This is a genomic window from Polyangium sp. y55x31 (assembly GCF_029946505.1).
Classification (GTDB): domain Bacteria; phylum Myxococcota_A; class Polyangia; order Polyangiales; family Polyangiaceae; genus Polyangium.
This window is the reverse complement of the sequence record NZ_JARZHG010000004.1, coordinates 14,765-38,636: the sequence shown is the minus strand read 5'-3', so window position 1 is coordinate 38,636 and position 23,872 is coordinate 14,765. Positions and strand designations below refer to the sequence as shown.

Genomic DNA, 23,872 nt, shown 5'->3' with positions numbered 1-23,872 from the left:
GAACCGCCGCCGACCCGGCTCGCCGGTGGTTCGAAACCCCTTCGAACCCTCGACGACCTGCCTCGCGGGTGGTTCAGTCCTGTTCGCCCCACCATGCCCGCCTATCGCGGCCGATTCGCCCCCTCTCCCACCGGCGCCCTCCACCTCGGCAGCGCCGCCGCCGCCATCTTCTGCGCCGCCGCCGCCAAACAAGCGGGCGGCGCCCTCGTCCTCCGCATGGAAGACATCGACCGCCCGCGCGTCGTCCCCGGCGCCGCCGAGGCCATCCTCGACGACCTCGCCTGGCTCGGCCTTCGCTGGGACGAATCCACCGACCTCGGCGGTCCTTTCGCGCCCTACGTCCAATCCGAGCGCCTCGCGCGCTACGAAGCCGCCCTCGACGACCTCGCCGCGCGTGGGCTCGTCTATTACTGCGACTGCTCCCGCGCCGAGATCGCCCGCGCCGCCAGCGCGCCGCACGCCGGCGAGGAAGGTCCGCGCTATCCCGGCACGTGCAGGCCCTTCGGCATGCAGAAGCGTGACTTCCGCCGCCCGCCCGCCGTGCGCCTCGCCGTGCCCGACGACGACCGCGCGCTCGTCACCGTCCACGACCGCGTGCTCGGCACGTACACCGAGCACGTGGGCGACGTGACCGGCGACTTCGTCCTTCGTCGCGGCGACGGCGTCTTCGCGTATCAGCTCGCCGTCGTCGTCGACGACGTCCACATGCAGATCACCGACGTCGTGCGCGGCGGTGACCTCGCGAGCTCCTCCGCGCGGCAGATCCTCCTCGGAAACCTCCTGCACGGAACACCGCTCGGTTCGACGCTCGGGGCTTCGGGTCGCCTTGCGGCGCCCTTCGCCCCGAACCCCACCTTCGCGCACGTCCCCTTGCTCGTCGCCGACGACGGCAGCCGCCTCGCCAAGCGTGACAAGCTCATGGCGCTCCGTGATCACCGCGCCGCAGGGAGCGACCCGCGCGCGCTCGTGCGCGCCATCGCTCGCGCGTACGGACACGACCTCCGCGACGCCGAAGCGCCGCTCGAAGCCCTCGCCGAGACGCTCGACTGGTCGCGCTTGCCTCGTGAATCCGTGCGCGTGTCGACGATCCTCGCACACGCGTGATGCGATGCATCGCCCCGGCGCGCGCCGGCTGCGGTAGGATGGATTGCCGATGCACCGCGAGAGCTCTGCCACGTCCGATGCGCTCATCGGAGCCGTCATCGACAAGCGCTTCCGCGTCATCCAGTACCTCGGCAGCGGCGGCGTGGGTCACGTCTACGTCGCCGAAGGGCTCGCGCGCGGCGCACACCGCGGGCCTCGCGTCACCGTGAAGGTGCTCCGCCCCGAGCACCAGACGAACGAGATGCTTCGCGCGCGCTTCCATCGCGAGGTCGCCGCCGCGACTCGCATCGTCGATCCGCGCGTCCTCTCCATCTACGACTTCGGCACCTTGCCGAACGACCTGCCGTACTTCGTCGCCGAGCTGCTCGTCGGCCTCGACCTCGCCGACACGCTCTCCTACGCGCGCGCTCTCTCTCCCGTCCGCGCCACGCGCATCGCCGTCGACACCGCCTTCGCCCTCGCCGCCGCGCACGCGTCCGGCGTCGTGCATCGCGACGTCAAACCCGAGAACATCTTCCTCGTACACGCGCCGGACGGGCGCGAGCTCGTCAAGCTGCTCGACTTCGGCTTCGCCTGGATCGACGGCGATCCGGGCGGCCAAGGCACATTCCGCATCACCACGCGACGCTCGGCTGTGGGCACGCCCGAGTACATGCCGTCGGAGCAAGCCGCGGGCGAGCTCGCGCAGCCGACCGCGGACATCTACGCGCTCGGCGTCGTGCTCTTCGAGATGCTCGCGGGGCGGCCGCCGTTCGTGGGTCCTGCCGCGGTCGTCGCCGAGAAACACGCGACCGAGCGCCCGCCGCAGCTCCGATCGGTGAACGCCGCGCTCGAAGCCTCGACCGCGCTCGAAGCCGTGGTCGTCCGCGCGCTCGAAAAGGACCCGGACCGGCGCTACGGATCGGCCGCCGCCATGGCCGAGGCCCTGCGCGACACCCCCGAAGGACGGGCTTTACGGTAAGATTTGTCACCGTTCTGCGGTGGACATTTGCCCCCGGGGCCGTCCCCTGCTAGACGCGGTGAATCCTCTCGAAGGGCGGCCCAGGCCGTGCAAAGCGCTCGGACGAGCCGAGCAACACTCCCACGAGCCGCATGGAAGCCATGGGGCGAACGACCCCCTCTCCTCTGAATCCACTCCCCGATTTCGCCGAGGCCGACATCGAGCCGAGCTACACCGTCGGCCCGGCGCCGCTCCCGCCGTCCGAGCCCGCGCGTCGTTACGACGTCTCTTTCGACGAGGCGCGCATCGACCCGGACGTGCAGAAGGTCATCCGGCGCCTGACGCGTCACGGCCACGAGGCGTACCTCGTCGGCGGCTGCGTCCGTGACCTCCTGCTCGATCGGAGCCCCAAAGATTTCGACGTCGCGACGAGCGCGCGGCCCGAGGAGGTGCGCGAGCTCTTCCGCAACTCCCGCATCATCGGCCGCCGCTTCCGCCTCGTGCACGTCCTCTTCCAGGGCGGCAAGGTCATCGAGGTCGCCACGTTCCGTCGGAACCCCAAGGACGACGCGGACGAGTCGACCGAGCTGCTCATCCGCAGCGACAACGCGTTCGGCGTCGCGAGCGAAGATGCCATGCGGCGCGACTTCACCATGAACGCGCTGTTCTACGACATCGAGGCGCGTCAGATCCTCGACTGGGTCGGCGGCATGGCCGACGTCGAGCGCCGCGTGGTGCACACGATCGGCGATCCCGAGACGCGCTTCCGCGAAGACCCGGTGCGCATCCTGCGCGCGCTCAAGTTCGCAGGCAGGCTCGGCTTCGCGATCACGCCCGACGTCTACGACGCCATCGTCTTCTGCCGCGAGGCCCTCGCGCTCGCGGCGCGCCCGCGCCTCTCGGAGGAGATCCTGCGCCTCTTGCGCGGCGGCCAGGCGCGCCGGACGATCTACCTCGCGTGGGAGACCGGCGTGCTCGACGTGCTCTTGCCCGAGCTCTCCTCGTTGCTCTACGACGAGGACCGCGAGGACGGTCCGGGCGTGCGGCAGTGGCGCTTGCTCGAGTACATCGATCGGCGCACCGCGGAGTCGGGTCCGCTCGACGACACCGTCCTCTGGACCTTGCTCCTGCTCGAGCCGCTCAAGGAAGCGTGCGAAGGCGCGCGTGATCGGGGCGCCGCCGTGGCGGATTTCCTCGAACCGCTCATCGAGCGGCTCGCGCTCTCGCGACGGTACGCCGACGGCATCCGCCGCATCATCGGCGTCATGCCGCGCCTCTCCGCCGGCCGCGCCGGTCGTTTCGCCCGCACCGAGCTCTTCCAGGCGGCGCTCGAGGTCGCCTTCGCCGACCTCACGGCCCGCGGCGAGCCGACGGCCGCGCTCGAACGATTCCGCGGCTCCGGGCCCTCGACGTCGCTGCCGCACCACCATCGCGAGCGGCCGCATCCGTCCCACCGCGGACGGCGGTAAGCGCTCGACGAGCGGTTCGCTTTGATACGCTCCGCGGTGTCCCACACGACAGGAGGACCCGCGATGACAAGCTCGAACGACCTTCCCTCGCGCATCGATCGGCTCGAATCGCTCGAAGCGCTCCGCACGCTCAAGGCGCAGTACGCCGTCCTCGCCGATCGTTGCCTCATCACGCCGAGCGCCGAGAACGCACGCGCTCTTTTGGACCTGTTCACCGACGACGCCACGACCGACTACGGCTTCTTCGGCAAGTTCGCCGGCAAGGAGGCCCTCTACCGCGCCTTCGCGGAAGTGCTGCCTGCGGGCTCGCGCTGGGCCGCCCACCACGTGCTGAACCCGATCCTCTCCGTCGACGGCGACACCGCGGAGGGGACGTGGTCGTTCGTCGCGCACAGCGTCCCGCGCGAACCGAAGGACGCCACGCGACTCATGTATTTCGGCAGCTACGAGGAAAAGTACCGTCGCGTAGGAGGCGCCTGGAAGATCGCCTCGCTCATCGTCCACTTTTCCTCGCCCTGACGTGATCACGCGCCTCGCGTGGAACTTCCGCGGCCTTCGTGGTTCACTACCGGAACGTCATGCGCGTGGCTCCTCCTCCATTTCCCGCCCGCTCGCGTGTTCGCCGCGCCCTCGCGCGCCTGCCGTTCGTGCCCTTCGTCCTCGCCGCGACGATCGCCCTCTCGGGCACGGTCGACGCGCAGAGCACGATCCTGCACGAGTTTCTCCCGCCCGATCCGCAGGAGAACCTCTCGTGGAGCACGACGACCATCGACGGGGATCTGCCCGCCGCGGTGCAGACGCCGAGCGGCATCGCCACCGCGCCCGATCCGCGAAGGCCGCCCGACGCGAGAAACCTCTACGGCGGCTCCACCACCGACGACACCCCCGAGTCCACCTACGAGCCCGACCGGGACACGCGCCGCCCCAACGTCGAGAACTACGAAGATCCCTTCACGCCCTCCACCGCGCCCTTCAAGCGCCTGCGCGCCTTCGACGCCGTCCTCGACGACTACACCCTCGCCGTCCGCGACAAGACCCTCCGCCCGATCCCGATCGGCGGCGCGCTCGCGCCCGGCGAGGAGACATTTTACGGCGACTTCTCCGTCGGCCTCGTCCCCGACCAGCCCGTGCGCATCCCGAACGTCGGGCCCGGCACGCGCCTCCTGCGCCTGAGCTCGAACCCCGAGACGCGTATCGAGGTGGTCCGCGACGGCGCCGACAACTGGTTCGTCCGCGGACACGATCGCAAAGAGGTGCGCCTCGTGGTCCAGCTCGGCATCCCGCGCGCCACGTTCGGCAGCGCGTTCGCCGACGTCGGCTGGAGCGAGCTCGAGCGGCTCGTGCCGCCGCAGCCCACCGCGCACCGCGTGGCCTTCGCCCAGGTCGCCGACGCGATCGGCATCTCGCGCGCGATGCGCCCGCGCGACGCGCTCGAAAAGATGGTCAGCTACTTCCGCTCGTTCGAGCCCTCCGACGATCCGCCGCGCGGGCGCGAGGACATCTACCTCGACCTCGCGCTCACGCGGAAAGGCGTCTGCCGACATCGCTCGTTCGCTTTCCTCGTGACGGCGCTCAACATCGGCCTGCCCGCGCGCATGGTCGTCAACGAGGCGCACGCGTGGGTCGAGGCGTTCGATGGGAGCATCTGGCATCGCATCGACCTCGGCGGCGCCGCGCTGAACATGGAGTCACAGCAGGACGATCGGCCCGCGCATCAGCCGCCGCCCGATCCCTACGCGTGGCCGGACAATCAGGACTCCGGGCAGGAGATGGCCGACCGCTCGCGCCAGAGCGGCGGCCAGAGCGGCAACGCGCAGAACGGCGGCACGAACGGCAGCACGCCGTCGCCGAGCGCGACGACCTCGTCCAGCGCGACGCCGCCCGAGCCCGCGCCGAGCGCGACGGAGCCCGTCGATCCGAATGCGCCGCCCGCGGAGATCACGGTGGGCGAGGTCGGCCGTGACGTGCGCCGTGGCTTGCCGGTGATCCTGCGCGGCGAGGTGAAGAGCGGCGGCAGCGCTTGCCCGAACGTGCGCGTCGACGTGCTTCTGCGCAGCAACACCGCGCCCGAGGGCATCGTCGTCGGCTCGCTTTCGACCGACGATCGGGGCGCGTACAACGGGCCCGTCGTCATTCCGCGCGAGCTCTCGCTCGGCGAGTACGAGCTCGTCCTGCGCACGCCGGGCGGCGCGCGTTGCGGGGCGGGGGAGACGAAGTGAACGTATCGGGCGCGCCTTCGAGGTTCGTCGAGGGCGCGCCACGCCTCGCCGTCGGGGCGGCGGTGATCGATCGCGGCGAGGCCGAGCCGCGCATCTTGCTCGTCCGCCGCGCGCATCCGCCGATGGCCGGGACATGGTCCTTGCCGGGCGGACGTGTCGAACCGGGCGAGCGGCTGGAGGTCGCGGTCGCTCGGGAGGTCCTGGAGGAATCGGGGCTCGTCGTAAGGGTCGGTCCGCTCGTCGAGGTCGTCGAGGTCGTCGATCCTCCGTACCATTACGTGATCCTCGATTATGCCTGTCTCCGGACGGGAGGCGACCTACGGGCGGGGGACGACGCGAGCGAGGTGATTCTCTCGCGTGTGGACGATCTCGGCCGTCGCGGCGTGACCGAGGCCGTTCGGCGCGTGGTGACCCGGGCGCTCGTCATGCAATGAGGTCGAATGGCGGGACCGTCCACGCGGGGTGCCAGAGGCCTGCGCAATGCCCGTGCAAGGGCCGCGCATCGGGAAGCCGGCCCTTCGCCTGGGACGGATGAATCGCATGTGAGGGACGTGGGAATCCGCGCGCCACGCCGGGGCTCCGTGGCCCATCGATTGCACCCCTGATCTGCGTGCGCATCCTCGAAGTCGACCCCGGTCGCTGGCGCGTCGAATTCGACAGCGGCCTGGGCCTCGAAGTGGTCCTGCTATTCAGCCGCACCGTGGCCTTCTGGCGATGGGGTGGTGAGCTCTTCGCGGAGGTAAATATCGGCGAGTCATGAAGGCGAGTGGAAGTCGAGAAGAGGCCCCAGAAGAGCCTGCCCGAACGGCAGGCTCTTCCGTTTCCGGCGCGGGAGCCGGGCGTGGTAGTCTCCTCGCTCCGAAGCCCATGACGAACGCGCGCCGAACCTTTCCAACGATCGCGGGTCTCACGACGCTCGCCGCGCTCTCCACGGCCTGCGGGGCGGGCAGGGACGTGGGCCCGGGCCCGGCGGTCCCTGGGCTTTCCGTGATCGCCGCGGGCTTCAGGGAGCCGCCGCGGGTCTGGTCGAAGCGGCAATGCTTGCGCCTCGCGGACGGGCGGGTGGCGGTGGCGTCGATCGGATACGGGGCGGACCGGATCGTCATGCAAGGGACATGGGTGTCCGAGGCGCCGGTCGTCGATTTTTTGTGCCGCAACGACGGCTCCATCGTGCTCCTTTATCCGGATGGACGCGTGACGCTCCGGTATTTCGAGGGGACGCGCGTGATGCCCGAACGGCCGTACAACGATTTCAGCGCGGATGGGTCCGGCTTCGAGGCGAAAGGCGGGACGCGCCTCGTGGAGGTCACGGGGGGCGGGTTTGCGCTCGTCTGTGTGACGGGGGACGGTGGGGTCCGCTGTCCGCGGGACGTGAAGGCGATTTACGGGGAGTTCGAGGCGTTCGGCCGCATCCGGAATTTGTATGCGCAGGGCCGGGCGGCGCTGCTCGAAGATGGCCGGTTCGTCCTCGGAGGGCCGCAGATTCACAATGATCCGAATCGATCGCCGCTCTTGCTCGATCGGGTGGTGCGGGCGGCGATCGCGGACCTCGGGTTCAACCATGTCGTCGGTTGCCTCGTGCGGGACGATGCGAGCGTGTGGTGCTGGGGTCCGAACGAATTCGGGCAGCTCGGCGACGGCACGCGCGTGCGTCACGACGAAGCCGTGCGCGTGATCGGATTGCCGCGTGTCGTCGACGTCTCGACGTCGGGCGAGCACGCCTGCGCGATCGATGAAGTGGGCGGCGTGTGGTGCTGGGGCCGCTCGAAAGACGGAGAGACGGGCGAGGCGGGCAAGGAGGCGACCGAGGAGGTCGAGGTTTGCCCCGTCGACGAGAAGGCGACCCAAGAGGCGCGGAAGTGGGCGGAAGAGCATCCTCCGTGCGAGCCGTCCCCGAACCGGAGCCCGTCCGTCGAGGTGGTCGATCCCCATTTGCGACGACCCGACGACCCGTGCGGGCGGCTTCAATGGAATGCGCGGCGCGCCGGGGAGAGCGTGCGGCCCGTGTACAAGCGTGTCCCGGGCTGCGTGATGCCGGAGGAGCTGCACGAGGGGCATCCGGTGCCGGTGAAGATCGACGAGATCGAGGGCGCCGTCGCGATCGAGGCATTGCCCGGGCGGACGTGGGCGGTGCGGCGGGACGGGGTGATCGTGATGTGGGGCCTCGACGCCGACCATGGCGAGCCGCGCATGCAGGCATTTCCCGTGGCGAAGGGGACGGGCGCTTCTCCTAGTTCGCGCTGACGACCTCTTTCCGCACCGCCGCCACCCAATCCAGCGCCTCCCAGCCTCGCTCCTCGGCCATCCTCACCGGCACGGGCCGATAAAGCGCCGTCGCCGTCACCGTCGCGCCCGGACAACCCGCCGGAAGCACGAACGAATGCTGGCTCGTGACCGGTGTGAACGGCGGCAATCGGTTGTCGCTCGCCATGTCCACCGCGCGGTAATGCGGGATGAACCGTTTTCCCTGCGCGTCCACGAGCACCCGCGCGAACGCCTGCCCCGCCGCGCCCGCGAGCGCCGTCGCGCCCGATCCGTCCATCACCTCGGCCGTGAGCGCATCCCCGAGGAAGACCCGATCCCCAGAAAGCACGTCCGCCGCGCCCTCCGTCACGATTTGCCCGTTCGCCGCGGAGACGACCTTCCATTCCCCGACCGGCACGCGTATCGGGATTCCTTTTTCCGCCGGGGAGAGCGCCGGATCCGAAAAGACCCCGATTCCCGGATAGTCCAGCCAATTCCCCGTCTCCCGCACCACCCGCAGGACCTGCCCCGGCTTCGCGCGGGCCGCGCCCTCCGGCCAGGACCATTGCGCCTCCGCGACCGCCACGCCTTGCCCGACCACCCCCTCCGCCCACGCGCCGCCCACGTCCGGCACCGTCGGCCCCGCGCTCGCCACGAGCACTTCCCCGCACGCCTCGGCACGCAGCACGAGCACGAGCGATCGCATCGGCTCGCCCGTCGGCAATGCGTGGCCACATCCCTGGTTCGAAAGCGTCACCGCCACGTCGACCACGCTTCCCGTCGCTTTCGCCGTCATCCACATCCCGAGCGCCAGATCCAAGAGCCGCGGGCTCCCCGCGAGCGGGCCTCGAAACGCGTGGGATCGAATCTGCTCCGGCGGCCGCACGAATCCGAACGTGATGCCGCCATTTTTCGGGGTCGTCTTGTCCAGCGTGTTCCAGAGCCCCTCGTTCGGCGGCATGTGGCAATGCTGGCAAGGCGCGGAGACTTCGGCCCACGGGCTCGCCGACCACTCCGCGAACGTCGAATGCACGGGCAGTCCGCCGGGAAACCGCGCCGGATCGACCGTCTGGCCCGGGAGGAGCGCCGGCTGCGTCATCTCGTGGCAGCCCGCGCAGAACGTCGCTTCCGAGAATTTCGGTTGATAACTCCCGCCCATGAACTCGTTCGGCACGTCCGGCAGCGGGCCGAACATCACCTGGCGGAGTTTTCCGAGTGGATCATCTGAAACTTTTTCGCTCGGCCGCTGCAGGAGCAGACGTCCGGCCGTTCCCGGCGGTTTCGAGAGGTCGATGTCCCGCACCTTGTGGCAGGTATCGCAATGGTTTCCATTCTCGAACGCGATCCCCGTCGCTTCCAGCAGATCACGCCCGCCCGCCTTTCCGTCGAGTCCTGCCGCGTGACAATCGGCGCACGCGCCGAACGACGTCGGCTTCTCGGCCGCCGGCACCGCCGGATCATCACAGGCGAGCGCGCCCTTCGCCCCGCATCCATTGAGGTCCGGCAAAACCCCGCCGCCGAGATAACAACGCGGCGCCGTCTCCATCATCGTGCCCGGCACCCGCCCCGTCCGCCATTCCCCGCCCGCCGCCGTGCACGACGCCGCGTCCGCGTGCGCGCGTGTCGTCCCCGCATACAGATCCTGCACGAGCGGGTCGCGTGTCGCCTTCGCGTGCGCCGATCGCTGGAACTGCGCCACCAGCGTCGTGTGGCAATGCCCGCAGACCGCCGTCGTCGCGTCGAGCTGCTCGTCCCCCACGCCCGGCGGGCCGAACTTGTAGCCGTCGGCATTGTCGGGCGGCGCCGCCTCGCGCAGGACGAGCTCGATCGGCCCCTCGGGGACCGCGTCGAACTCGATCCCGGCGCTCCGGTAGCCCACCTTCGCCGCGACCACCGTGGGCGCGCCCGGGATCGACGCGGAGAGCTCGATCGAAAACGTGCCGTCGTCCCCCGTCACGAGCGCGGGCGCGCCGCCGCCTTGCATCACGATCGCGCCGGCGAGCGGCAGAGCGCCGTCCGTCACCACGCCCGTCACCGTGAAGACCTCGGGCAACGCGCCTCCCGCGCCCGTCGTGGGACCGACCGCCGACGAGGACGACGACGACGACACGCTCGCCGCCGCGCCTTGCCCGCCCGCGCCGCCTGCGCCTGCGGGTTCGTCTCCGCCGCAGCCGGAGAGCATCCTGGTTGCGATCATGACCACGATCGAGGCCGAGGCGAGACGCGCGTATTTCACGGGACCCTCATGCACGAGACGCTACCACCACGCTCGTCCGTTTGCGCGTCGCGCGCCTTCGGGGGAGGCTCGGGGCCATGGATGAAGATGTGCTGATCGAGCGGGCCTCACGCGCCCCGCGGCTGCTCGTCGCGACGGACTTCGACGGCACGATCGCCGACATCGTGCGCGAGCCGGACCACGCGCACGGACGGCAAGACGCGCTCGCCGCGCTGTCCAAGCTCGCTTCCACGCCCGCTGTGGACGTGGCCGTCGTCTCGGGGCGTGACATGGAGAGCCTGCGCGCGCGGACGGCCATGCTCGGGCGGATCTATCGCATCGCCGAGCACGGAGCCTTCATCGAGGAGCCCGACGGCAGCGTCCTCCGATCGGTGAACGGCGTGATGTCGCACGACGTCATCGATCGCGTCGCGCGTCGCGCCGAGGCCATGGCCGCGCGCGTGCCCGGGATGCGCGCCGAGCGCAAGGTGCGGGGCGCGGCCCTGCACGTGCGCGAGGTCGAGCCTGCGTGGCGTGACGCCGCGGCGGAGGTGCTCGCCGCGTTTCGCGAGGTTGCCGCGGCCGAGGGGCTCGCCGTGATGGACGGCCGGCAGGTGGTCGAGGCGCGTGATCCTTCTGCCTCGAAGGAGGCCGCGCTGAATCAGCTCCTCTGGGAATTTCCCCAGCAGACGTTCCTGATCTACGCGGGGGACGACACCACCGACGAGGGCGCGATCGCCCTCGCGCGGAAGCATGATGGGGTAGGGATTTACGTGGCCTCGGCGGAGCGGCCGACGCCGAACGTGGAGGCGGATCTGGTGCTGCCCGGCCCACGCGCGTGGGCCGAGCTGCTCGCGCGGATCGCGTCTCAGCGCTCCGCTTGAACGAGGACGTCGCGGGGGGGTGTGGGGGGCAGAGGAAGGACTGCAACGCAGTCCGACCGGAGCCCCCCACCGTGGAACGCTCACTGCCCGAGCAGCGCCTTGATTTCCTCGGCGATCTTGTCCTCTTCGCCCTCGCCGTAGCCGGCGTGCATGTGGCGGATCGTGCCCGTCTTGTCGACGATGAACGCGGTCGGCATCTTGGGCGGGCTGTAGGCCTTCGCGGCGCTCTTGTCCTTGTCCCAGACGATCGAGAACTTCACGCCCGTCGCCTTGACGAACTCCTCGAGCTTGGCCTTGTCCGTGTCCTCCTCGTCGACGCTCACCGCGATGACGCTGAGGTCGCCGCCGAACTGGTCGACGAGCTCCTGGTACTTCGGGAACGACTTCTTGCAGGGGCCGCAGTACGTCGCCCAGAAGTCGATGATGGTCACCTTCCCGTTCGCGTCCTTCACGCTCTTCGGGCCCTCGCCGGTGACCGCCTCGGCGGTGAACTCGGGTGCCGGCTTCCCGACGAGGCCGCCCTCGGCGCCTCCGGTCTCTGCACCGCCGCCCGACGCGGCGCCGCCGCCGCACGCGGCGAGGGTGAGCGAGAGGGCCGCGCCCATGACGAGCGCGCTGAGGGTGCGGACAATCGACGATCTCGAGCTCATTCAGGTCTCCTGGTTTTGCTAAGACGGCGCTCTTTGCGCTCGGAAACTGCGGCTTCGGGCCTCGATCGCGCGAACACGACCGCTCCTCGAACCGCGCGCACGGCGCGAGCTTACCTCAGCCCAAAGGCCGCCAGTCGACTTTGTGACGAACCAAGGGCACCATGCGAGGCCATGACCGCGAGAACCTCGCCCAGGGTCCGGTCGCGCCGCACCCTCCGCGCCGCCCTCGCCTTGTTCCCCGTGCTCGCACTCGCCGCGTTTGCCGGGTGTCAAATCAGCGTCGGTGATCAGGCGTGCACCGAGCAGTCCATCGTCAACGACAAGGACGACGCGTGCCCGTACGGCCCACCCGGAGGCCCCAAGGTCCGCGAGACCGGCTGCCCCGAGCTGACGATCCTCGACCCCTCGGCGTGCACGACGGCCCCGACCTGGGCCGAGGTCTACTCGATCCTCACGGGCCCCTCGGCGGGCTGCACGATCGGCGGCTGCCACGGCGCGGCCCCCGGCGCGCGCGGCATCTTCCTCTCGGCCGACAGCTCCGACGCGTTCTACGACGAACTCAAGGGGTACTCGGGCGCGCAGGGGTATCCCTACATCAACGAAGAGGACCCCTCGCGCTCCTGGATCCTCTGCAACCTCCAGGGCACGCCGGGCGGCGGCGCGCCGATGCCGCCCCCGAGTGGTCTGTCGGACGCCGACTACGCCATCATCGAACAGTGGGCCCTCTGCGGCCTGCGGCGGACGGGCGGCGGCGGCGATGCCGGTCCGTGACGGGCGGGCGGCTCTGGAAGAATCTTGACGCGGGGAAAGAAAAACCCCGTTATACAAGAGAAAACCGGAGCTTCCCGCGATGTTGAACGAAGACACCTCTGCCTCGCTCGTCGTGCGCGCCGGTCGCGCGCTTCTCGTGGTCCTCGTGCTCGGCGGAGGCCTCTTCGCGAGCACGGGCTGTGCGCCCGTCGCGCCGTACGAGCGCGGCAAGCTCGCGCATCCGACGATGACGGCCGCGGACATGGCCGGGTTCGGTGAGTCGCACCTGCGCGCCATCACCGAGGGCGCGGTCGGGGGCAGCGGCGGCACCGGCAGCGGTTGCGGCTGCAACTGATTTCCTCCTCCCAGCCGAAGGTCGCCATCTTGTCGGATCCTTTTTTTCGGGGACGGGGCTATCGTGGCCGCCGCGTGATTCGCCGCCTCGCACAAGCCCTTCTCGCCCCGCTCGTCGCCGCCGCGATCACCTTCGCCCCCGCGCCGGCGAGCGCCGCGCCGAACGACGAAGAGGTCGAGGCCCTCGTCCAGACGGTGCTCGAGGCGAGCTACAAAGAAGGCAACTACAAGGAAGCGCTCGACACGCTGAACCTCGCGAAGCAAGCGTGCGCCAAGAAGAGCGCTTGCAGCCCGAAGGTCCGCGCCAAGCTCTACGTCGCGCTCGGCACCGTGCTCGCCGGCGGCATGAAGAAGTCGAGCGACGCGAAGGCCGCGTTCGCCACGGCGATCAAGGAAGACCCCACGGTCGCGCTCTTCCCCGATTTCACCTCGCCCGAGATCCAGAAGGCGTGGAACGAGGCGCGGAACGCGGGCTCGCCGAGCGGCGGCAACCAGGAGACGAAAGAGGCCAAGGCCGCGTCGGGCGGCTCGAAGAAGACCAAGGTCACCTACGAAGGCCAGGCCCCCGGGCGCGGGTGGCGCACCGGCGAGGGCTCGTTCTACTACGAGCAGGCGATCAAGGCGGAGAAGCAGAGCGAGTGGCTCGACTGCGCCGCGTACGGGCGGGCGTCGTACGAGGCGGAGGAGCGCACCTCGACGCTCTTCCTCGTCGCCTCGTGCGAGGCGCGCGCCGGCCTCTGGGTCGAGGCCGTCTCCGACTACGAGGCCACGGCCGAGGCCGCGCAGCGCAAGAACATCCGCCAGATGGCCGCGCAGGCCCAGCGTCGCGCCGAAGAGCTGCGCGCAAAAATCCCGAAGATCGTCGTCCAGAAGCCGGCGGGCGCGACCGACGTCAAGGTCCGCTTGAACGGCGTCGAGCTCGAAGAGGATCAGCTCGGCAGCGAGATCCCCGTGAACCCGGGCGAGCGCACGGTCATCGCGACGGGCAAGGTGAACGGCGCCGAGCAGTCCTTCGAGCAGAGCGTGAACGTCGGCGAGGGCGAGACCGCGACGGTCGAGATCAAGCTCCGGCCGAAGGGCAAGGCGATCGACCGCGCGCTCGTCCAGTGCATGCAGAACGCGCAGACGCAGGACGAGTTCGACGAGTGCATCGCGAAGAACCGGAAGCTCCCGCTGAACCTCAAGTTCGGCCTCGAGTTCTCCGCGTACCACGACTCCGACAAGGTCGACGTCGTGAGCCCGACGCTCTTCTTCAACGTCGAGAACCCCACGAGCGGCTGGGGTTTTGGTGGCTCGTTCCTCGTCGACGTCGTCACCGCGGCGTCGACCGACATCGTGGCCACGGCCTCGCCGCGCTGGACCGAGCAGCGTTACGTGCCCGCGCTCGGCGGACACAAGAAGTTCGGCGACGTCGACCTGAACCTGCACGCGGCGATGTCGATCGAGCCCGATTACCTCGCGACGAGCGTCGGCACCACGGTCGCGCTCGACCTCCGGCAGAAGACGGTCACGCCGAGCCTGAGCTACGACTTCTCGTACGACATCGCGGGTCGATCGGGCACGAGTTACGAGGTCTTCTCGCGACGCATCCAGCGCCACGCGCTCGACCTCGCCTCGTCGTTCGTGCTCGACAAGAACTCCGTGCTGACCACGAACTTCAGCTTGGTGATCGAGTCGGGCGACAGCTCCAAGCCCTACCGCTACATCCCGACGTTCGCGCCGGACATCGCCCCGCGCGTCTTGCCGGGACAGTCGCTCGCGACGGTGAACTTCTACCGCAACCCCGAGCGCATCCTCGAGCAGCTCCCGCTCTCCCGCCAGCGCTTCGCGCTCGCCGGCCGCTACGCGCGTCGCTTCTCCGCGAGCACGCTGCGCATGGAGGAGCGGCTCTACGCGGACAGCTGGGGCCTCAAGGCCACGACGACGGATCTCCGCTACCTCTACGACGTCGGCAAGAACGTGCGCATCTGGCCGCATTTCCGCTTCCACGCGCAGACGGGCACGGCGTTCTGGCAACTCGCGTACGTCGCCGAGAAGACGCCGACGGGCCTGCAAGTGCCCGCGCTGCGCACCGGCGACCGTGAGCTCGGTCCGCTGCTCGGCGTGACCGGCGGGCTCGGCACGCGCATCGCGTTCGGCGAGAACAAGAACTGGGGACTCATCGCGAGCGGCGACGTGATCTACACGCGCTTCCTGAACACGCTCTTCATCCTGCAGCGCTTCGGTTACTTCGGCGCGCTCACGCTGGAGGTCGACGTCGAATGATGACGGCAAAGACGGCCTTCGCCTCGTCGCTCCTCGCCCTTGGCACGCTCGGGTTTTTCGCCGGTTGCGGCAACCGCGCTGTCGACGAGCGCATCGCCGCGCTCGGCGAAGAGGACCCGAACGTCCCCGTGGGCGAGTTTCACCGCCCCGGACAGCCCTGCCTGCTCTGCCACGGCGAGTACTTGCGGGAGCACCCGGTCATGAGCGTCGGTGGGACGATCTACGCGTATCCGACGCAGACGGCGGAGCAGAAGCCGCTGCCCGTCAAGGGCGTGAAGGTCAAGCTGACCGACTCGTTCGGCGAGCAATACGAGGTCGGCACGAACTGCGCGGGCAATTTCTTCATCGAAGCGGAGAAGTGGGACCCGGCATTTCCCTTGCGCGCCGAGATCGAGTACCCCGTGCCGGGGGCGCTGGAGAGCACGAAACGTGTGGTCATGTCGACGCGCATCAGCCGCGACGGATCCTGCGCGGGCTGCCACGTGGGCACGCGGAACCAGGGTTCGCCCGGGTGGGTGACGTGCGCCGAAGCCGAGACGGAGCCGCCGTTCCCGGCGCAAGACCCCTCCTGCCCGGGAGCCGCGAAATGAACACACGACGCAAAGCAAGCCTCTTTTGCTTCGGCGTGACGCTGCTCGCCGCCGCGGGCTGCGGCGATCTCGGCCCCGCCGTGAACGAGATCGCGGCGCCTCCGTTCGACCCGAACTCGTTCCGCGCGGTCTCGGCGGTCCTCGAGCGCCGCTGCGGCACGCTCGATTGCCACGGCCACATGGCGCGGCCGCTGCGGCTTTACGGGCAATACGGGCTGCGTCGGTACGAGGAGCGAAACTCGCCGAACGTCGACAACTACGACGAATACTACTCCGGCGGGAAGGAGCCCACGACGATCGCGGAGCTCGAGGACAACTACCGCTCGATCCTGGCGCTCGAACCGGAGCTCGTCGCGAAGGTGTTCACGAAGGCCGCGGATCCCGAGGTGCTGACGATCGTGCGGAAGGCGCGATTGCGCGAAAAACACAAGGGCGGGCTCTTGTGGAACAAAGGCGACCCCGGGGACGTGTGCATGGTCAATTGGTTGACGGGGAATACCGATACGACCCAGTGCGAGGTCGAGCTCGGGCATCCGTAGCGCGGGCGCGGCCATGACGCGGCTTTGTGCGTGTTGCGCGAATGGTGCATATTTTGCGCCAATGGCGCAGATGCGATGCTCCAATTGCGCATTCAAGGCCACGGTGGGCTCCACGCCGAGAGCCGGTCAGGGGATTCTACGTCTTCCGATGTTGGCACGATAACTGCTCTGCGTCCCCGCCCCGCGATGGCGCTGTCGTAATCTCGCGGAGTTGTTTGGGAGGTTCAGCATGTTTCGTCGATTTGCAACATTGCTCCGTCCGTTGGCCGCTCTCGCGCTCTTTTGCGCTGCCCCGACCGCATGTCTCATGGGGAGCCCCGACCCGCAGGAGAATGTCGAGGCGGACACCGACGAGGCGAGCAGCGAGCTGCTGGCAGCGGGCAGCCCGTGTTCGTCGATCTGTCAATGCGAGCCAGGCACGACCTGCAGGGCGAATGACTCCGGTCAAAAGGTATGTACGAAAGTCATTATGAGCCCGCCCCCGCCGGGCCCCCTTTGCGCAGCCTCGTGCCAGTGTCCAAATCCCACGAGCTGCGTCTTCAGCGGGTCATCCTATGGCACCTGCCAGCCGCCGACCACGCCATGCACGAGCGATTGTGATTGCGGCGTCCGTAAGATTTGTTCCAACGGTACCTGCGCTGCTGACTTCGGTCCGTATCCGGAGTGCCGTTGCAACAAGCACTGTCCCTCCGGGAAGTCCTGCGTGAGCGGCGTTTGTCAATAGCGGCGTAGGCAGGCGGCCCCCTGCCTCCGTACAGCGTTTCCAGCCATGTCGCGAGGTGCCCGTGCGCAGCGCCTCGGATACCCTGCTTCCCCGCGCGCTCGATTGTCCATCCTTCCCACCCACGCGTGGTTCTTTCTGGACGGCTGACGATTTTCGTGCGGCTGCCTTAGGTTCCTCCCAAAGGACCATTTGCAATGGGAGGGGCTCATGGGACGTACTCTTTTGGCGGGTGTGATCGCGCTCGCGGGTATCTTCGTGCTCGCGAAGTTTCTGGCGAGGTCGGCGCGGGCGGAAGCACCGCAGCAGGCCGTGGGGCAAACCACGTCGCAGGCCGGGGCGACGTTTCACACGAACATCGTCGCGCTGACCCGGCAAAACAATGCGTATCGGCGCGTGCTCTTCACCGCGGAGCGGATGCAGGTCGTGGCGATGAGCATCCCGCCGGGCGGCGACGTCGGACTGGAGCAGCACAAGCATGTCGAGCAGGTGCTTTTCCTGGTCGAGGGGGAAGGGAAGGTCATTCTCAACGGCGCGGAATCGCCATTTCGACCGGGGGACGTGGTGCTCGTGACGCCCGGCGTCCGCCACAACTTCGTCAATGTCGGCAAGACCCCGCTCAAGCTGTATACGCTCTACGCGCCGCCGAACCACATCCCGGGGCGGGTGCAGGCGACGAAGGCGGACGCGGAGGCGGATCTGGAGGATGAGGCGTTCGGGGCGCAGGTGCGGTAACGGACGGCGAGGGCGCGATGCCCGCACCTCCTGACCGTTCGGCCCTTCCTCCCGCGCGCGTCCGTGGGCTACCTTCGCGCCTCCCATGGACGTTCGAGCCTTCGTCGAGAAGTGGAGCGCCTCCGGAGCCTCCGAGCGCGCCAACAAGGACCTGTTCCTCGCAGAGCTTTGCGACGTCCTCGGCGTGCCTCGGCCCGAGCCGGCCACGGGCGACCCGGCCCGCGATCGGTACGTGTTCGAAAAACCGATCCCGATGACGCAGGAGGGCGGCAAGGTCACGACGAAGCGCGCGGACCTCTACAAGCATGGCTGTTTCCTCCTCGAAGCGAAGCAGGCCGCCGCGGCGGGGACGAAGAAGATCGGCAAAACGCAGCGCGGGACGGACTCCTGGGACCTCGCGATGGTCGATGCGCGCGGGCAGGCCCTCGGCTACGCGAGCGCGCTCGACGAGCCGCCGCCGTTCCTCATCGTCTGCGATATCGGGTACGTGTTCGAGCTCTACGCCGACTTCGACGGTACGCGGCGCTGGCCCGCCTTCCCGAATGCGCAACATCGGAGAATTTACCTCCGCGACCTCGCGAAACACGTCGATACCCTGCGCGCGGTCTTCACGGATCCGCTCTCCCTCGACCCTTCGCGCCGGGCCGAGCGGGTGACGCGCGAAGTGGCCGCGCAGCTCGCGGAGCTCGCGAAGAAGCTGGAGGCCGAGAAGAACCCGCCCGAGGCCGTGGCCAAGTTCCTCATGCGCTGCATTTTCACGATGTTCGCCGAGGACGTGGGGCTTTTGCCGTCGCGGCTCTTCACGGAAGGCCTCGAGCATCATTGGCTCACGAACCCGCGTGTTTTCCCGTCGGCCATCGAAGGGCTCTGGACGGCGATGAACGAGGGCACCTCGTTTTCCTATGTCGGCAAGCTCCTCCGGTTCAACGGCGGGCTCTTCAAGCAGCCGACGGGCCTTTCGCTTTCCAAGGAATCGCTCTCGCTCCTCCTTTCGGCCGCGCGGCGTGATTGGTCCGAGGTGGACCCTGCCATTTTCGGCACGCTGCTCGAGCGCGCCTTGAACCCGAAGGAGCGGCACGAGCTCGGTGCCCATTACACGCCCCGCGCCTATGTCGAGCGGCTGATCCGTCCGACGATCGAGGAGCCGCTGCGCGAGGAATGGGAGAACGTGCAGACCGCGGCGCGCAAGCTCTACCAGAGCGGCAAGGAAAAGGATGCCCGTGCGGCCGTGCGCGCTTATCACGCGATGCTCACCCGGACGCGTGTCCTCGATCCGGCCTGCGGCTCGGGAAATTTTCTTCATGTGACGCTCGACCTCTTCAAGCGGCTCGAAAGCGAGGTCCTCGCCCTGCTCCATGATCTCGGCGAGCGGCAAGAACTCTTGCACGCGGAGGGGATCCGCGTGACGCCCGGGCAGTTCCTCGGGATCGAGGTGAAGCCGTGGGCCAAGGAGATCGCGGAGCTCGTCCTCTGGATCGGTTACCTGCAATGGCACTTCCGCGCCTACGGGAAGCTGACGCCGCCGCCGGAGCCCGTTCTCCAGGACTTCCGGAACATCGAATGCCGGGATGCCGTGCTCGCGTGGGATCGGGAAGAACCGGTCCGCGACGCGAAGGGCAAGCCCGTGACGCGGTGGGACGGGGAGACGATGAAGACACACCCCGTCACGGGGGAAATGGTGCCGGACGAAAAGGCGACGGTGCCGGTGCTCCGGTACGTCGGCCCTCGCCAGGCGTCGTGGCCTGCCGCCGAATTCGTCGTCGGGAACCCGCCGTTCATTGGCAACTGGAGGATGCGTTCGCTGCTCGGGGACGGGTATGTCGAGGCGCTCCGTGCGGTTCATCCGGACGTCCCGGAGACGTCGGACTTCGTCATGTACTGGTGGGAGCGGGCGGCGAACCTGGTCCGCGAAAACAAGATCCGCCGCTTCGGCCTGATCACGACGAACAGCATTGGCCAGGTCATGAACCGCAAGCTTTTGGTCCGCCACATGGAAGCCGACGCGCCGCTGTCCATCGTGTATGCGGTGCCGAATCACCCGTGGGTCGACGCGGTCGACGGCGCCGACGTGCGGATCGCAATGACCGTGTGTGCTCCGGGAACCGCGGGCGGGGTCCTGGTGCGTGTGGCCAAGGAGGACCGAAACACGGGCGGGGTCGAGCTCCTCGAGCGTACCGGGCGCATCAATGCCGATCTCAATGTGGGCCCGAACCTCACGGTGGTGCGCGCGCTCCGTTCTGCGGCGGGTCTCTGCTGCCCTGGCATGAAGCTCCACGGAGCCGGGTTCGTCGTGACCCCCGATCAGGCGAAGCAGCTTGGTCTCGGCACCATACGAGGATTGGAGAACCACGTCAGGCCCTATCTCAATGGCCGCGACATTGCAGCGCGCGGCCGCGGCGTGATGGTGATCGACCTGTTTGGTCTGTCCGCGGACGAGGTTCGACGCAGGTTTCCCGCGGTATTCCAGTGGGTGACGCTTCACGTGAAACCGGAGCGGGACCAGAACCCACGCAAAACGTACCGCGACAACTGGTGGATCTTCGGGGAGCCGCGGGCCCAGCTCCGGCCCGCGCTCGAGGGGCTGCCTCGCTTCATCGCCACCGTGGAGACGTCGCGCCACCGATACTTCGTGTTTCTGGATGCCGAGGTTTTACCGGACAACAAGATCGTCGCCATCGCGAGCGCCGACGCCTATGACCTCGGCGTTCTGTCGAGTCGTGTCCATGTCGCGTGGGCGCTCGCCACGGGCGCGAGGCTCGGCGTCGGCAATGACCCGGTGTACGTCAAATCCGTCTGCTTCGAGGCATTCCCATTCCCCGACGTCCCGCCCGCCGGCAAGGCCAACATTCGCGCGCTCGGCGAAGCTCTCGACGCCCACCGAAAACGCCAGCAGGCCGCGCATCCGGATCTCACGATCACGGGCATGTACAACGTCCTCGAGAAGCTACGAAGCGGGCTCACCCTCGCGGACAAGGAGCGCGTGATCCACGACAAGGGCCTCGTCTCCGTTTTGAAAGGGCTTCATGACGACCTGGACGCCGCTGTCTTCGAGGCATACGGCTGGCCCTCGGACCTCACCGACGAGCAGATCCTGGAGAAGCTCGTCGCCCTGAATGCCGAGCGCGCCGCCGAGGAAGCGCGCGGGATCGTTCATTGGCTCCGTCCCGAATTCCAGAACCCGAGCGGTGCACAGGCCGCCGCGCAGGCCACGATGGCCACAGCCGCAGAGACGCAAGACGACGAGGAAGAAGCGCCGGCCGCCGAAGTCTCAAAAGCCAGGCCCTGGCCGAAGAAGATCCCCGAGCAGATCGCCGCAGTCCGCGATTGCTTCGGCACCGTGCGCGGCGCATTCACCGCGGACGACATCGCCGCGAATTTCAAGGGCGCGAAGAAGGCCGATGTCGCGGACTTGCTCGATGGTCTCGCGGCGGTCGGCGTCGTCGTCGCCATGGAACGCGGCGAGCGGTGGAAGGTCGCAGGGCGGCGCGGGGCCGCCTGATACGGTCGAGGGATTCGCGAGGAAGCGTGCAGCGGCCCGGTCGGGCAATGGAGGACGCGCCCGCTACGGCTTCGACGTGACGAACGACGCCGCGAGCACGCGAATGCCGTTCGCGCCGAAATCGATGCGGAGCTTGCCGTCGCCGAGCCGTTCGATGACCTTGCCTTCGCCGAACTTCGCATGATGAACGAGCGCGACGTCCTGCGGGGGCGGCGCGGCGCGCTCGACGACCGGGCGGAAGGCCGCGCCGTCGCCGACGGGGGCGCGTGCTCGCTGGCCGGCCGCCTCCTCGCGCCGCTTCAGATAGGCGCCGAGATCCGCGAGCGGTTCGCCGCCCTGCCCCGGTCTCCGGAGGTCCCATGCCACGAGCTCGACCTTGGCCGGGTTTTTCGTTCGCGCGAAGCAGCCGAAGACGGGCTCCGAGGCGTCTGCCGAGGGCAGCTCGGCGAACGCGACGTGATCGAACGTCGTCGCACGACGCCAGTCGCTCTTGCCAGACGCTTCGTAAAAGCTCACGATCGAATGGGTGAGCCTGACCAGGTCGCCGGGCGTGCGGCCTTCGGCGATCAGGATGGCGAGGATCAGGTCGGGGATCGCCGTCCGGAGCGCCTCGGAGGCGCCTTCGACATCCACCGGATCCACGCGTAGCGACGGCCGGCCCGCGCGCTCCCAGACGGCGGCCAGGCGATCACGATCCTTCGACGACAGCTCGATGGGACGGGGCGCGTTCGATTCCATGCCGCGGCGAGCATGGCGTAAATCGCGATCGCGCACAACGCGCTGCCCGGGGGCGCTCGCTCGTCCGATGCCACGGCGGTTTCGCGTCGATCCGATCGCCGTACGTGCGACGGGCCCCGCTTGGTGCCATAACCCGCAGATGATGGAGGATCCGGTTCTTGTCCGTGTGGTCGATGCGCTCCGGGGCATCGAAAACCTGACCGCGCTCGTCCTCGGCGGATCACGCGGGCGAGGAACGGCGGGTCCCATGTCCGACTACGACATCGGCCTCTACTACGAGCCGGGCGCGCCATTCAACGTAGAAACGCTGCGCTCGGCCATCGCCCCGCTGGTCGATGACCCTTCATCGACGGTGACCCATTTCGGCGAATGGGGCCCTTGGGTCAACGGCGGCGGCTGGCTCAGCATCGGCGGCGTCGAGGTCGATCTCCTTTACCGCGACCTCGGCGGCGTACGCGCCGTCATCGCCGACGCGCGGCAAGGCCGCTTCTCGATGAATTACCAAGTGGGGCACCCCCACGGCTTCTGTTCGACCATCTGGATGGGCGAAGTCGCGACCTGCCGGCCGCTCTTCGATCCGTTCGGCGTCATCGCCGAATTGAAGAGCCAAACGTGGCCGTATCCGGAAGCGCTGAAGAACGCGCTGATCACCCGCTTCGGCTGGGAGGTGGACTTCGCCATCGAGAATGCCGAGATCGCGGCCAGGCGCGCCGAGCGCACGCATATCGCGGGGTGCGCCTACCGGGCGCTGTGCTGCGCGGCGCAAGTTTTGTTTGCAGTGAATGGCCGTTACCTGATCAACGAGAAAGGCGCCGTCGCCGAAGCTGCGACCTACCCGATCACGATCGAGGGTTTGGCCGAGGCGCAGGCCGAGATCTGGAGAGACATCGGCAACGGGGACCATGCGCGCGCGTTGCAACGCTTGCGCGGCTTGTCCGAAGCCCTGCGTGCCATTCTCCAGCGAGAGGGTGTTTGACCGGCGTGCGCCGACGCGAGCACACGCGAAGCGGGAACGCCGCGGCTCAGCGACGGAGGCGCAGCTCGTCCCAGGCCCAGCGGGCGCCGGGTTCGGCGTTGCGCATGCCGATTTCGGACCTGCATCCGACGGAATCGCTGGTCGCGAAGACGCGCTCGGCGATGACGATGCCGGAGCGGCGCAGGTAGAGCCGGGCGCGCAGAGCGGCGATGGAGACGGTGCTGCCATCGGGACACTTGGCTTTGCGCGAGACGTCATCTGCTACGAGCACCCAGTCGACGTCTTGGAGCGTCTTGGCGACGCCGCGGAGGCGCGGGGATGCGGTGCCGCCGATGACCCACATCGAGCGCGGCTTCTCGGCCTCGGGCGTGTCTGCTGGCAGTGCGACGGGGCCCTTGGCGGCGCCGCGCAGGACCTCCTCGATGCGCATGCGCAACGTCATGCCGCCGAGCCGCAACGTCCCCTGGGCGCGGCTGCCATCGCGGAAACGGACCTCGAGCGGCACGTCGACGTTGAATCGATCGTCGGCGACCTCCGCGACGTGACCGTCGATCATCGGGAGGAGGGCCTCCGTCGGCACCGGGATTGCGTCCTCGACCTTTGCCACCTGGCCGGCGAGCGAGACGCTCTCGACGTCGTCGGCTTTGCGACCGAGGAGCCGACTGGTCAGCCCTTCGAGCTCGAACCGGCACGTGTGCGGCGCTGGGCATTGCCCATTCTCCAGAGGCAGCGGAGCCGATTCGGGCGGAGGCTGCGGAGCAGGCGCGGGCGGCAGCTCCGCCGGTTTCGACGGCTGCGCTGCGGCAGCGACTTGCACGTCGTTCGCGCCGCCCGAGGGCGACGCGCCGCACCCCGCCGCAGCGAGGAGCACGGCCGAAACGACGGTGCCGTAAAAAGTGGACGATGACGTCGGGCGCATGGGCCCCCCTTCTACATCGCCTTTGTCTGTATCTTGTAAGAATAAAACTCCGGCTCTCCCT

General features: G+C 68.7%; 21 protein-coding genes. 17 read left to right on the top strand and 4 right to left on the bottom strand.

The window, feature by feature from the left end:
- Window positions 1–93: 93 nt before the first annotated feature.
- The 8 genes from QHF84_RS09140 (at window position 94) to QHF84_RS09105 (ending at window position 7,976) form a co-directional block, all read left to right on the top strand.
- Window positions 94–1,104, top strand: coding sequence for a glutamate--tRNA ligase family protein (locus QHF84_RS09140; RefSeq protein ID WP_281312822.1), 1,011 nt, complete (start codon window positions 94–96; stop codon window positions 1,102–1,104).
- Window positions 1,105–1,153: 49 nt separating this feature from the next.
- Window positions 1,154–2,065: a serine/threonine-protein kinase gene (locus QHF84_RS09135; protein WP_281312821.1), complete on the top strand. Its 912-nt coding sequence runs from the start codon at window positions 1,154–1,156 to the stop codon at window positions 2,063–2,065.
- A gap of 140 nt (window positions 2,066–2,205) precedes the next feature.
- Entirely contained in the window at window positions 2,206–3,513 is a 1,308-nt protein-coding gene (pcnB, locus tag QHF84_RS09130; protein ID WP_281312820.1) for a polynucleotide adenylyltransferase PcnB, read from the top strand.
- A gap of 63 nt (window positions 3,514–3,576) precedes the next feature.
- Window positions 3,577–4,032, top strand: a complete 456-nt coding sequence (locus QHF84_RS09125) for a nuclear transport factor 2 family protein (protein ID WP_281312819.1) — start codon at window positions 3,577–3,579, stop codon at window positions 4,030–4,032.
- Between the two features lie 59 nt (window positions 4,033–4,091).
- Window positions 4,092–5,732, top strand: coding sequence for a transglutaminase-like domain-containing protein (locus tag QHF84_RS09120; RefSeq protein WP_281312818.1), 1,641 nt, complete (start codon window positions 4,092–4,094; stop codon window positions 5,730–5,732).
- Window positions 5,729–6,166, top strand: coding sequence for an NUDIX domain-containing protein (locus QHF84_RS09115; protein ID WP_281312817.1), 438 nt, complete (start codon window positions 5,729–5,731; stop codon window positions 6,164–6,166). The genes QHF84_RS09120 and QHF84_RS09115 overlap by 4 nt, the downstream gene beginning before the upstream one ends.
- 176 nt (window positions 6,167–6,342) lie before the next feature.
- Window positions 6,343–6,492 carry a hypothetical protein gene (locus QHF84_RS09110; RefSeq protein ID WP_153823572.1) on the top strand — a complete coding sequence of 50 codons (150 nt, stop codon included), beginning with the start codon at window positions 6,343–6,345 and terminating at the stop codon, window positions 6,490–6,492.
- Between the two features lie 107 nt (window positions 6,493–6,599).
- Entirely contained in the window at window positions 6,600–7,976 is a 1,377-nt protein-coding gene (locus QHF84_RS09105) for an RCC1 domain-containing protein (protein ID WP_281312816.1), read from the top strand.
- On the opposite strand, the gene QHF84_RS09100 is transcribed toward QHF84_RS09105, so the two are convergent.
- Entirely contained in the window at window positions 7,963–10,212 is a 2,250-nt protein-coding gene (locus QHF84_RS09100; protein WP_281312815.1) for a carboxypeptidase-like regulatory domain-containing protein, read from the bottom strand. The two genes, QHF84_RS09105 and QHF84_RS09100, sit on opposite strands and share 14 nt — an antisense overlap.
- Before the next feature lie 77 nt (window positions 10,213–10,289).
- Here QHF84_RS09100 and otsB point away from each other — a divergent pair, with 77 nt between their 5' ends.
- Window positions 10,290–11,075, top strand: a complete 786-nt coding sequence (gene otsB / locus QHF84_RS09095; protein ID WP_281312814.1) for a trehalose-phosphatase — start codon at window positions 10,290–10,292, stop codon at window positions 11,073–11,075.
- Between the two features lie 80 nt (window positions 11,076–11,155).
- On the opposite strand, the gene QHF84_RS09090 is transcribed toward otsB, so the two are convergent.
- Entirely contained in the window at window positions 11,156–11,725 is a 570-nt protein-coding gene (locus QHF84_RS09090; RefSeq protein WP_281312813.1) for a TlpA disulfide reductase family protein, read from the bottom strand.
- 171 nt (window positions 11,726–11,896) lie between these two features.
- Between QHF84_RS09090 and QHF84_RS09085 the strand changes: the two genes are divergently transcribed.
- The 7 genes from QHF84_RS09085 (at window position 11,897) to QHF84_RS09055 (ending at window position 21,178) form a co-directional block, all read left to right on the top strand.
- Window positions 11,897–12,496: a hypothetical protein gene (locus tag QHF84_RS09085; RefSeq protein WP_281312812.1), complete on the top strand. Its 600-nt coding sequence runs from the start codon at window positions 11,897–11,899 to the stop codon at window positions 12,494–12,496.
- A gap of 79 nt (window positions 12,497–12,575) precedes the next feature.
- Entirely contained in the window at window positions 12,576–12,830 is a 255-nt protein-coding gene (locus tag QHF84_RS09080; protein ID WP_272417840.1) for a DUF4266 domain-containing protein, read from the top strand.
- A 74-nt stretch (window positions 12,831–12,904) separates the two neighbouring features.
- Window positions 12,905–15,094, top strand: coding sequence for a DUF3570 domain-containing protein (locus QHF84_RS09075; RefSeq protein WP_281312811.1), 2,190 nt, complete (start codon window positions 12,905–12,907; stop codon window positions 15,092–15,094).
- Entirely contained in the window at window positions 15,091–15,684 is a 594-nt protein-coding gene (locus QHF84_RS09070) for a hypothetical protein (RefSeq protein ID WP_281312810.1), read from the top strand. The genes QHF84_RS09075 and QHF84_RS09070 overlap by 4 nt, the downstream gene beginning before the upstream one ends.
- Window positions 15,681–16,223, top strand: a complete 543-nt coding sequence (locus QHF84_RS09065; protein WP_281312809.1) for a hypothetical protein — start codon at window positions 15,681–15,683, stop codon at window positions 16,221–16,223. The genes QHF84_RS09070 and QHF84_RS09065 overlap by 4 nt, the downstream gene beginning before the upstream one ends.
- 931 nt (window positions 16,224–17,154) lie before the next feature.
- Window positions 17,155–17,679 carry a cupin domain-containing protein gene (locus QHF84_RS09060; protein WP_281312808.1) on the top strand — a complete coding sequence of 175 codons (525 nt, stop codon included), beginning with the start codon at window positions 17,155–17,157 and terminating at the stop codon, window positions 17,677–17,679.
- An 85-nt stretch (window positions 17,680–17,764) separates the two neighbouring features.
- On the top strand, window positions 17,765–21,178 hold the full coding sequence (locus tag QHF84_RS09055; RefSeq protein WP_281312807.1) for a DNA methyltransferase: 3,414 nt from the start codon (window positions 17,765–17,767) through the stop codon (window positions 21,176–21,178).
- Between the two features lie 63 nt (window positions 21,179–21,241).
- Here the strand turns inward: QHF84_RS09055 and QHF84_RS09050 are convergent, their stop codons facing one another.
- On the bottom strand, window positions 21,242–21,916 hold the full coding sequence (locus QHF84_RS09050; protein ID WP_281312806.1) for a hypothetical protein: 675 nt from the start codon (window positions 21,914–21,916) through the stop codon (window positions 21,242–21,244).
- Window positions 21,917–22,055: 139 nt separating this feature from the next.
- Here QHF84_RS09050 and QHF84_RS09045 point away from each other — a divergent pair, with 139 nt between their 5' ends.
- Window positions 22,056–22,892, top strand: a complete 837-nt coding sequence (locus tag QHF84_RS09045; protein WP_281312805.1) for a nucleotidyltransferase domain-containing protein — start codon at window positions 22,056–22,058, stop codon at window positions 22,890–22,892.
- 46 nt (window positions 22,893–22,938) lie between these two features.
- Here QHF84_RS09045 and QHF84_RS09040 read toward each other — a convergent pair whose 3' ends face one another.
- Complete coding sequence (locus tag QHF84_RS09040; RefSeq protein ID WP_281312804.1) at window positions 22,939–23,811, bottom strand: hypothetical protein; 873 nt, start codon at window positions 23,809–23,811, stop codon at window positions 22,939–22,941.
- Between the last annotated feature and the right edge of the window lie 61 nt (window positions 23,812–23,872).

Bases quoted from the DNA above. Each gene is read 5' to 3' on its own strand.
- QHF84_RS09045 (WP_281312805.1), top strand. From the start codon at position 22,056: ATGATGGAGGATCCGGTTCTTGTCCGTGTGGTCGATGCGCTCCGGGGC.
- QHF84_RS09065 (WP_281312809.1), top strand. From the start codon at position 15,681: ATGAACACACGACGCAAAGCAAGCCTCTTTTGCTTCGGCGTGACGCTG.
- QHF84_RS09080 (WP_272417840.1), top strand. From the start codon at position 12,576: ATGTTGAACGAAGACACCTCTGCCTCGCTCGTCGTGCGCGCCGGTCGC.
- QHF84_RS09055 (WP_281312807.1), top strand. From the start codon at position 17,765: ATGGACGTTCGAGCCTTCGTCGAGAAGTGGAGCGCCTCCGGAGCCTCC.
- QHF84_RS09040 (WP_281312804.1), bottom strand. From the start codon at position 23,811: ATGCGCCCGACGTCATCGTCCACTTTTTACGGCACCGTCGTTTCGGCC.
- QHF84_RS09140 (WP_281312822.1), top strand. From the start codon at position 94: ATGCCCGCCTATCGCGGCCGATTCGCCCCCTCTCCCACCGGCGCCCTC.
- otsB (WP_281312814.1), top strand. From the start codon at position 10,290: ATGGATGAAGATGTGCTGATCGAGCGGGCCTCACGCGCCCCGCGGCTG.
- pcnB (WP_281312820.1), top strand. From the start codon at position 2,206: ATGGGGCGAACGACCCCCTCTCCTCTGAATCCACTCCCCGATTTCGCC.
- QHF84_RS09070 (WP_281312810.1), top strand. From the start codon at position 15,091: ATGATGACGGCAAAGACGGCCTTCGCCTCGTCGCTCCTCGCCCTTGGC.
- QHF84_RS09105 (WP_281312816.1), top strand. From the start codon at position 6,600: ATGACGAACGCGCGCCGAACCTTTCCAACGATCGCGGGTCTCACGACG.
- QHF84_RS09085 (WP_281312812.1), top strand. From the start codon at position 11,897: ATGACCGCGAGAACCTCGCCCAGGGTCCGGTCGCGCCGCACCCTCCGC.
- QHF84_RS09090 (WP_281312813.1), bottom strand. From the start codon at position 11,725: ATGAGCTCGAGATCGTCGATTGTCCGCACCCTCAGCGCGCTCGTCATG.
- QHF84_RS09125 (WP_281312819.1), top strand. From the start codon at position 3,577: ATGACAAGCTCGAACGACCTTCCCTCGCGCATCGATCGGCTCGAATCG.
- QHF84_RS09060 (WP_281312808.1), top strand. From the start codon at position 17,155: ATGGGACGTACTCTTTTGGCGGGTGTGATCGCGCTCGCGGGTATCTTC.
- QHF84_RS09120 (WP_281312818.1), top strand. From the start codon at position 4,092: ATGCGCGTGGCTCCTCCTCCATTTCCCGCCCGCTCGCGTGTTCGCCGC.
- QHF84_RS09050 (WP_281312806.1), bottom strand. From the start codon at position 21,916: ATGGAATCGAACGCGCCCCGTCCCATCGAGCTGTCGTCGAAGGATCGT.
- QHF84_RS09135 (WP_281312821.1), top strand. From the start codon at position 1,154: ATGCACCGCGAGAGCTCTGCCACGTCCGATGCGCTCATCGGAGCCGTC.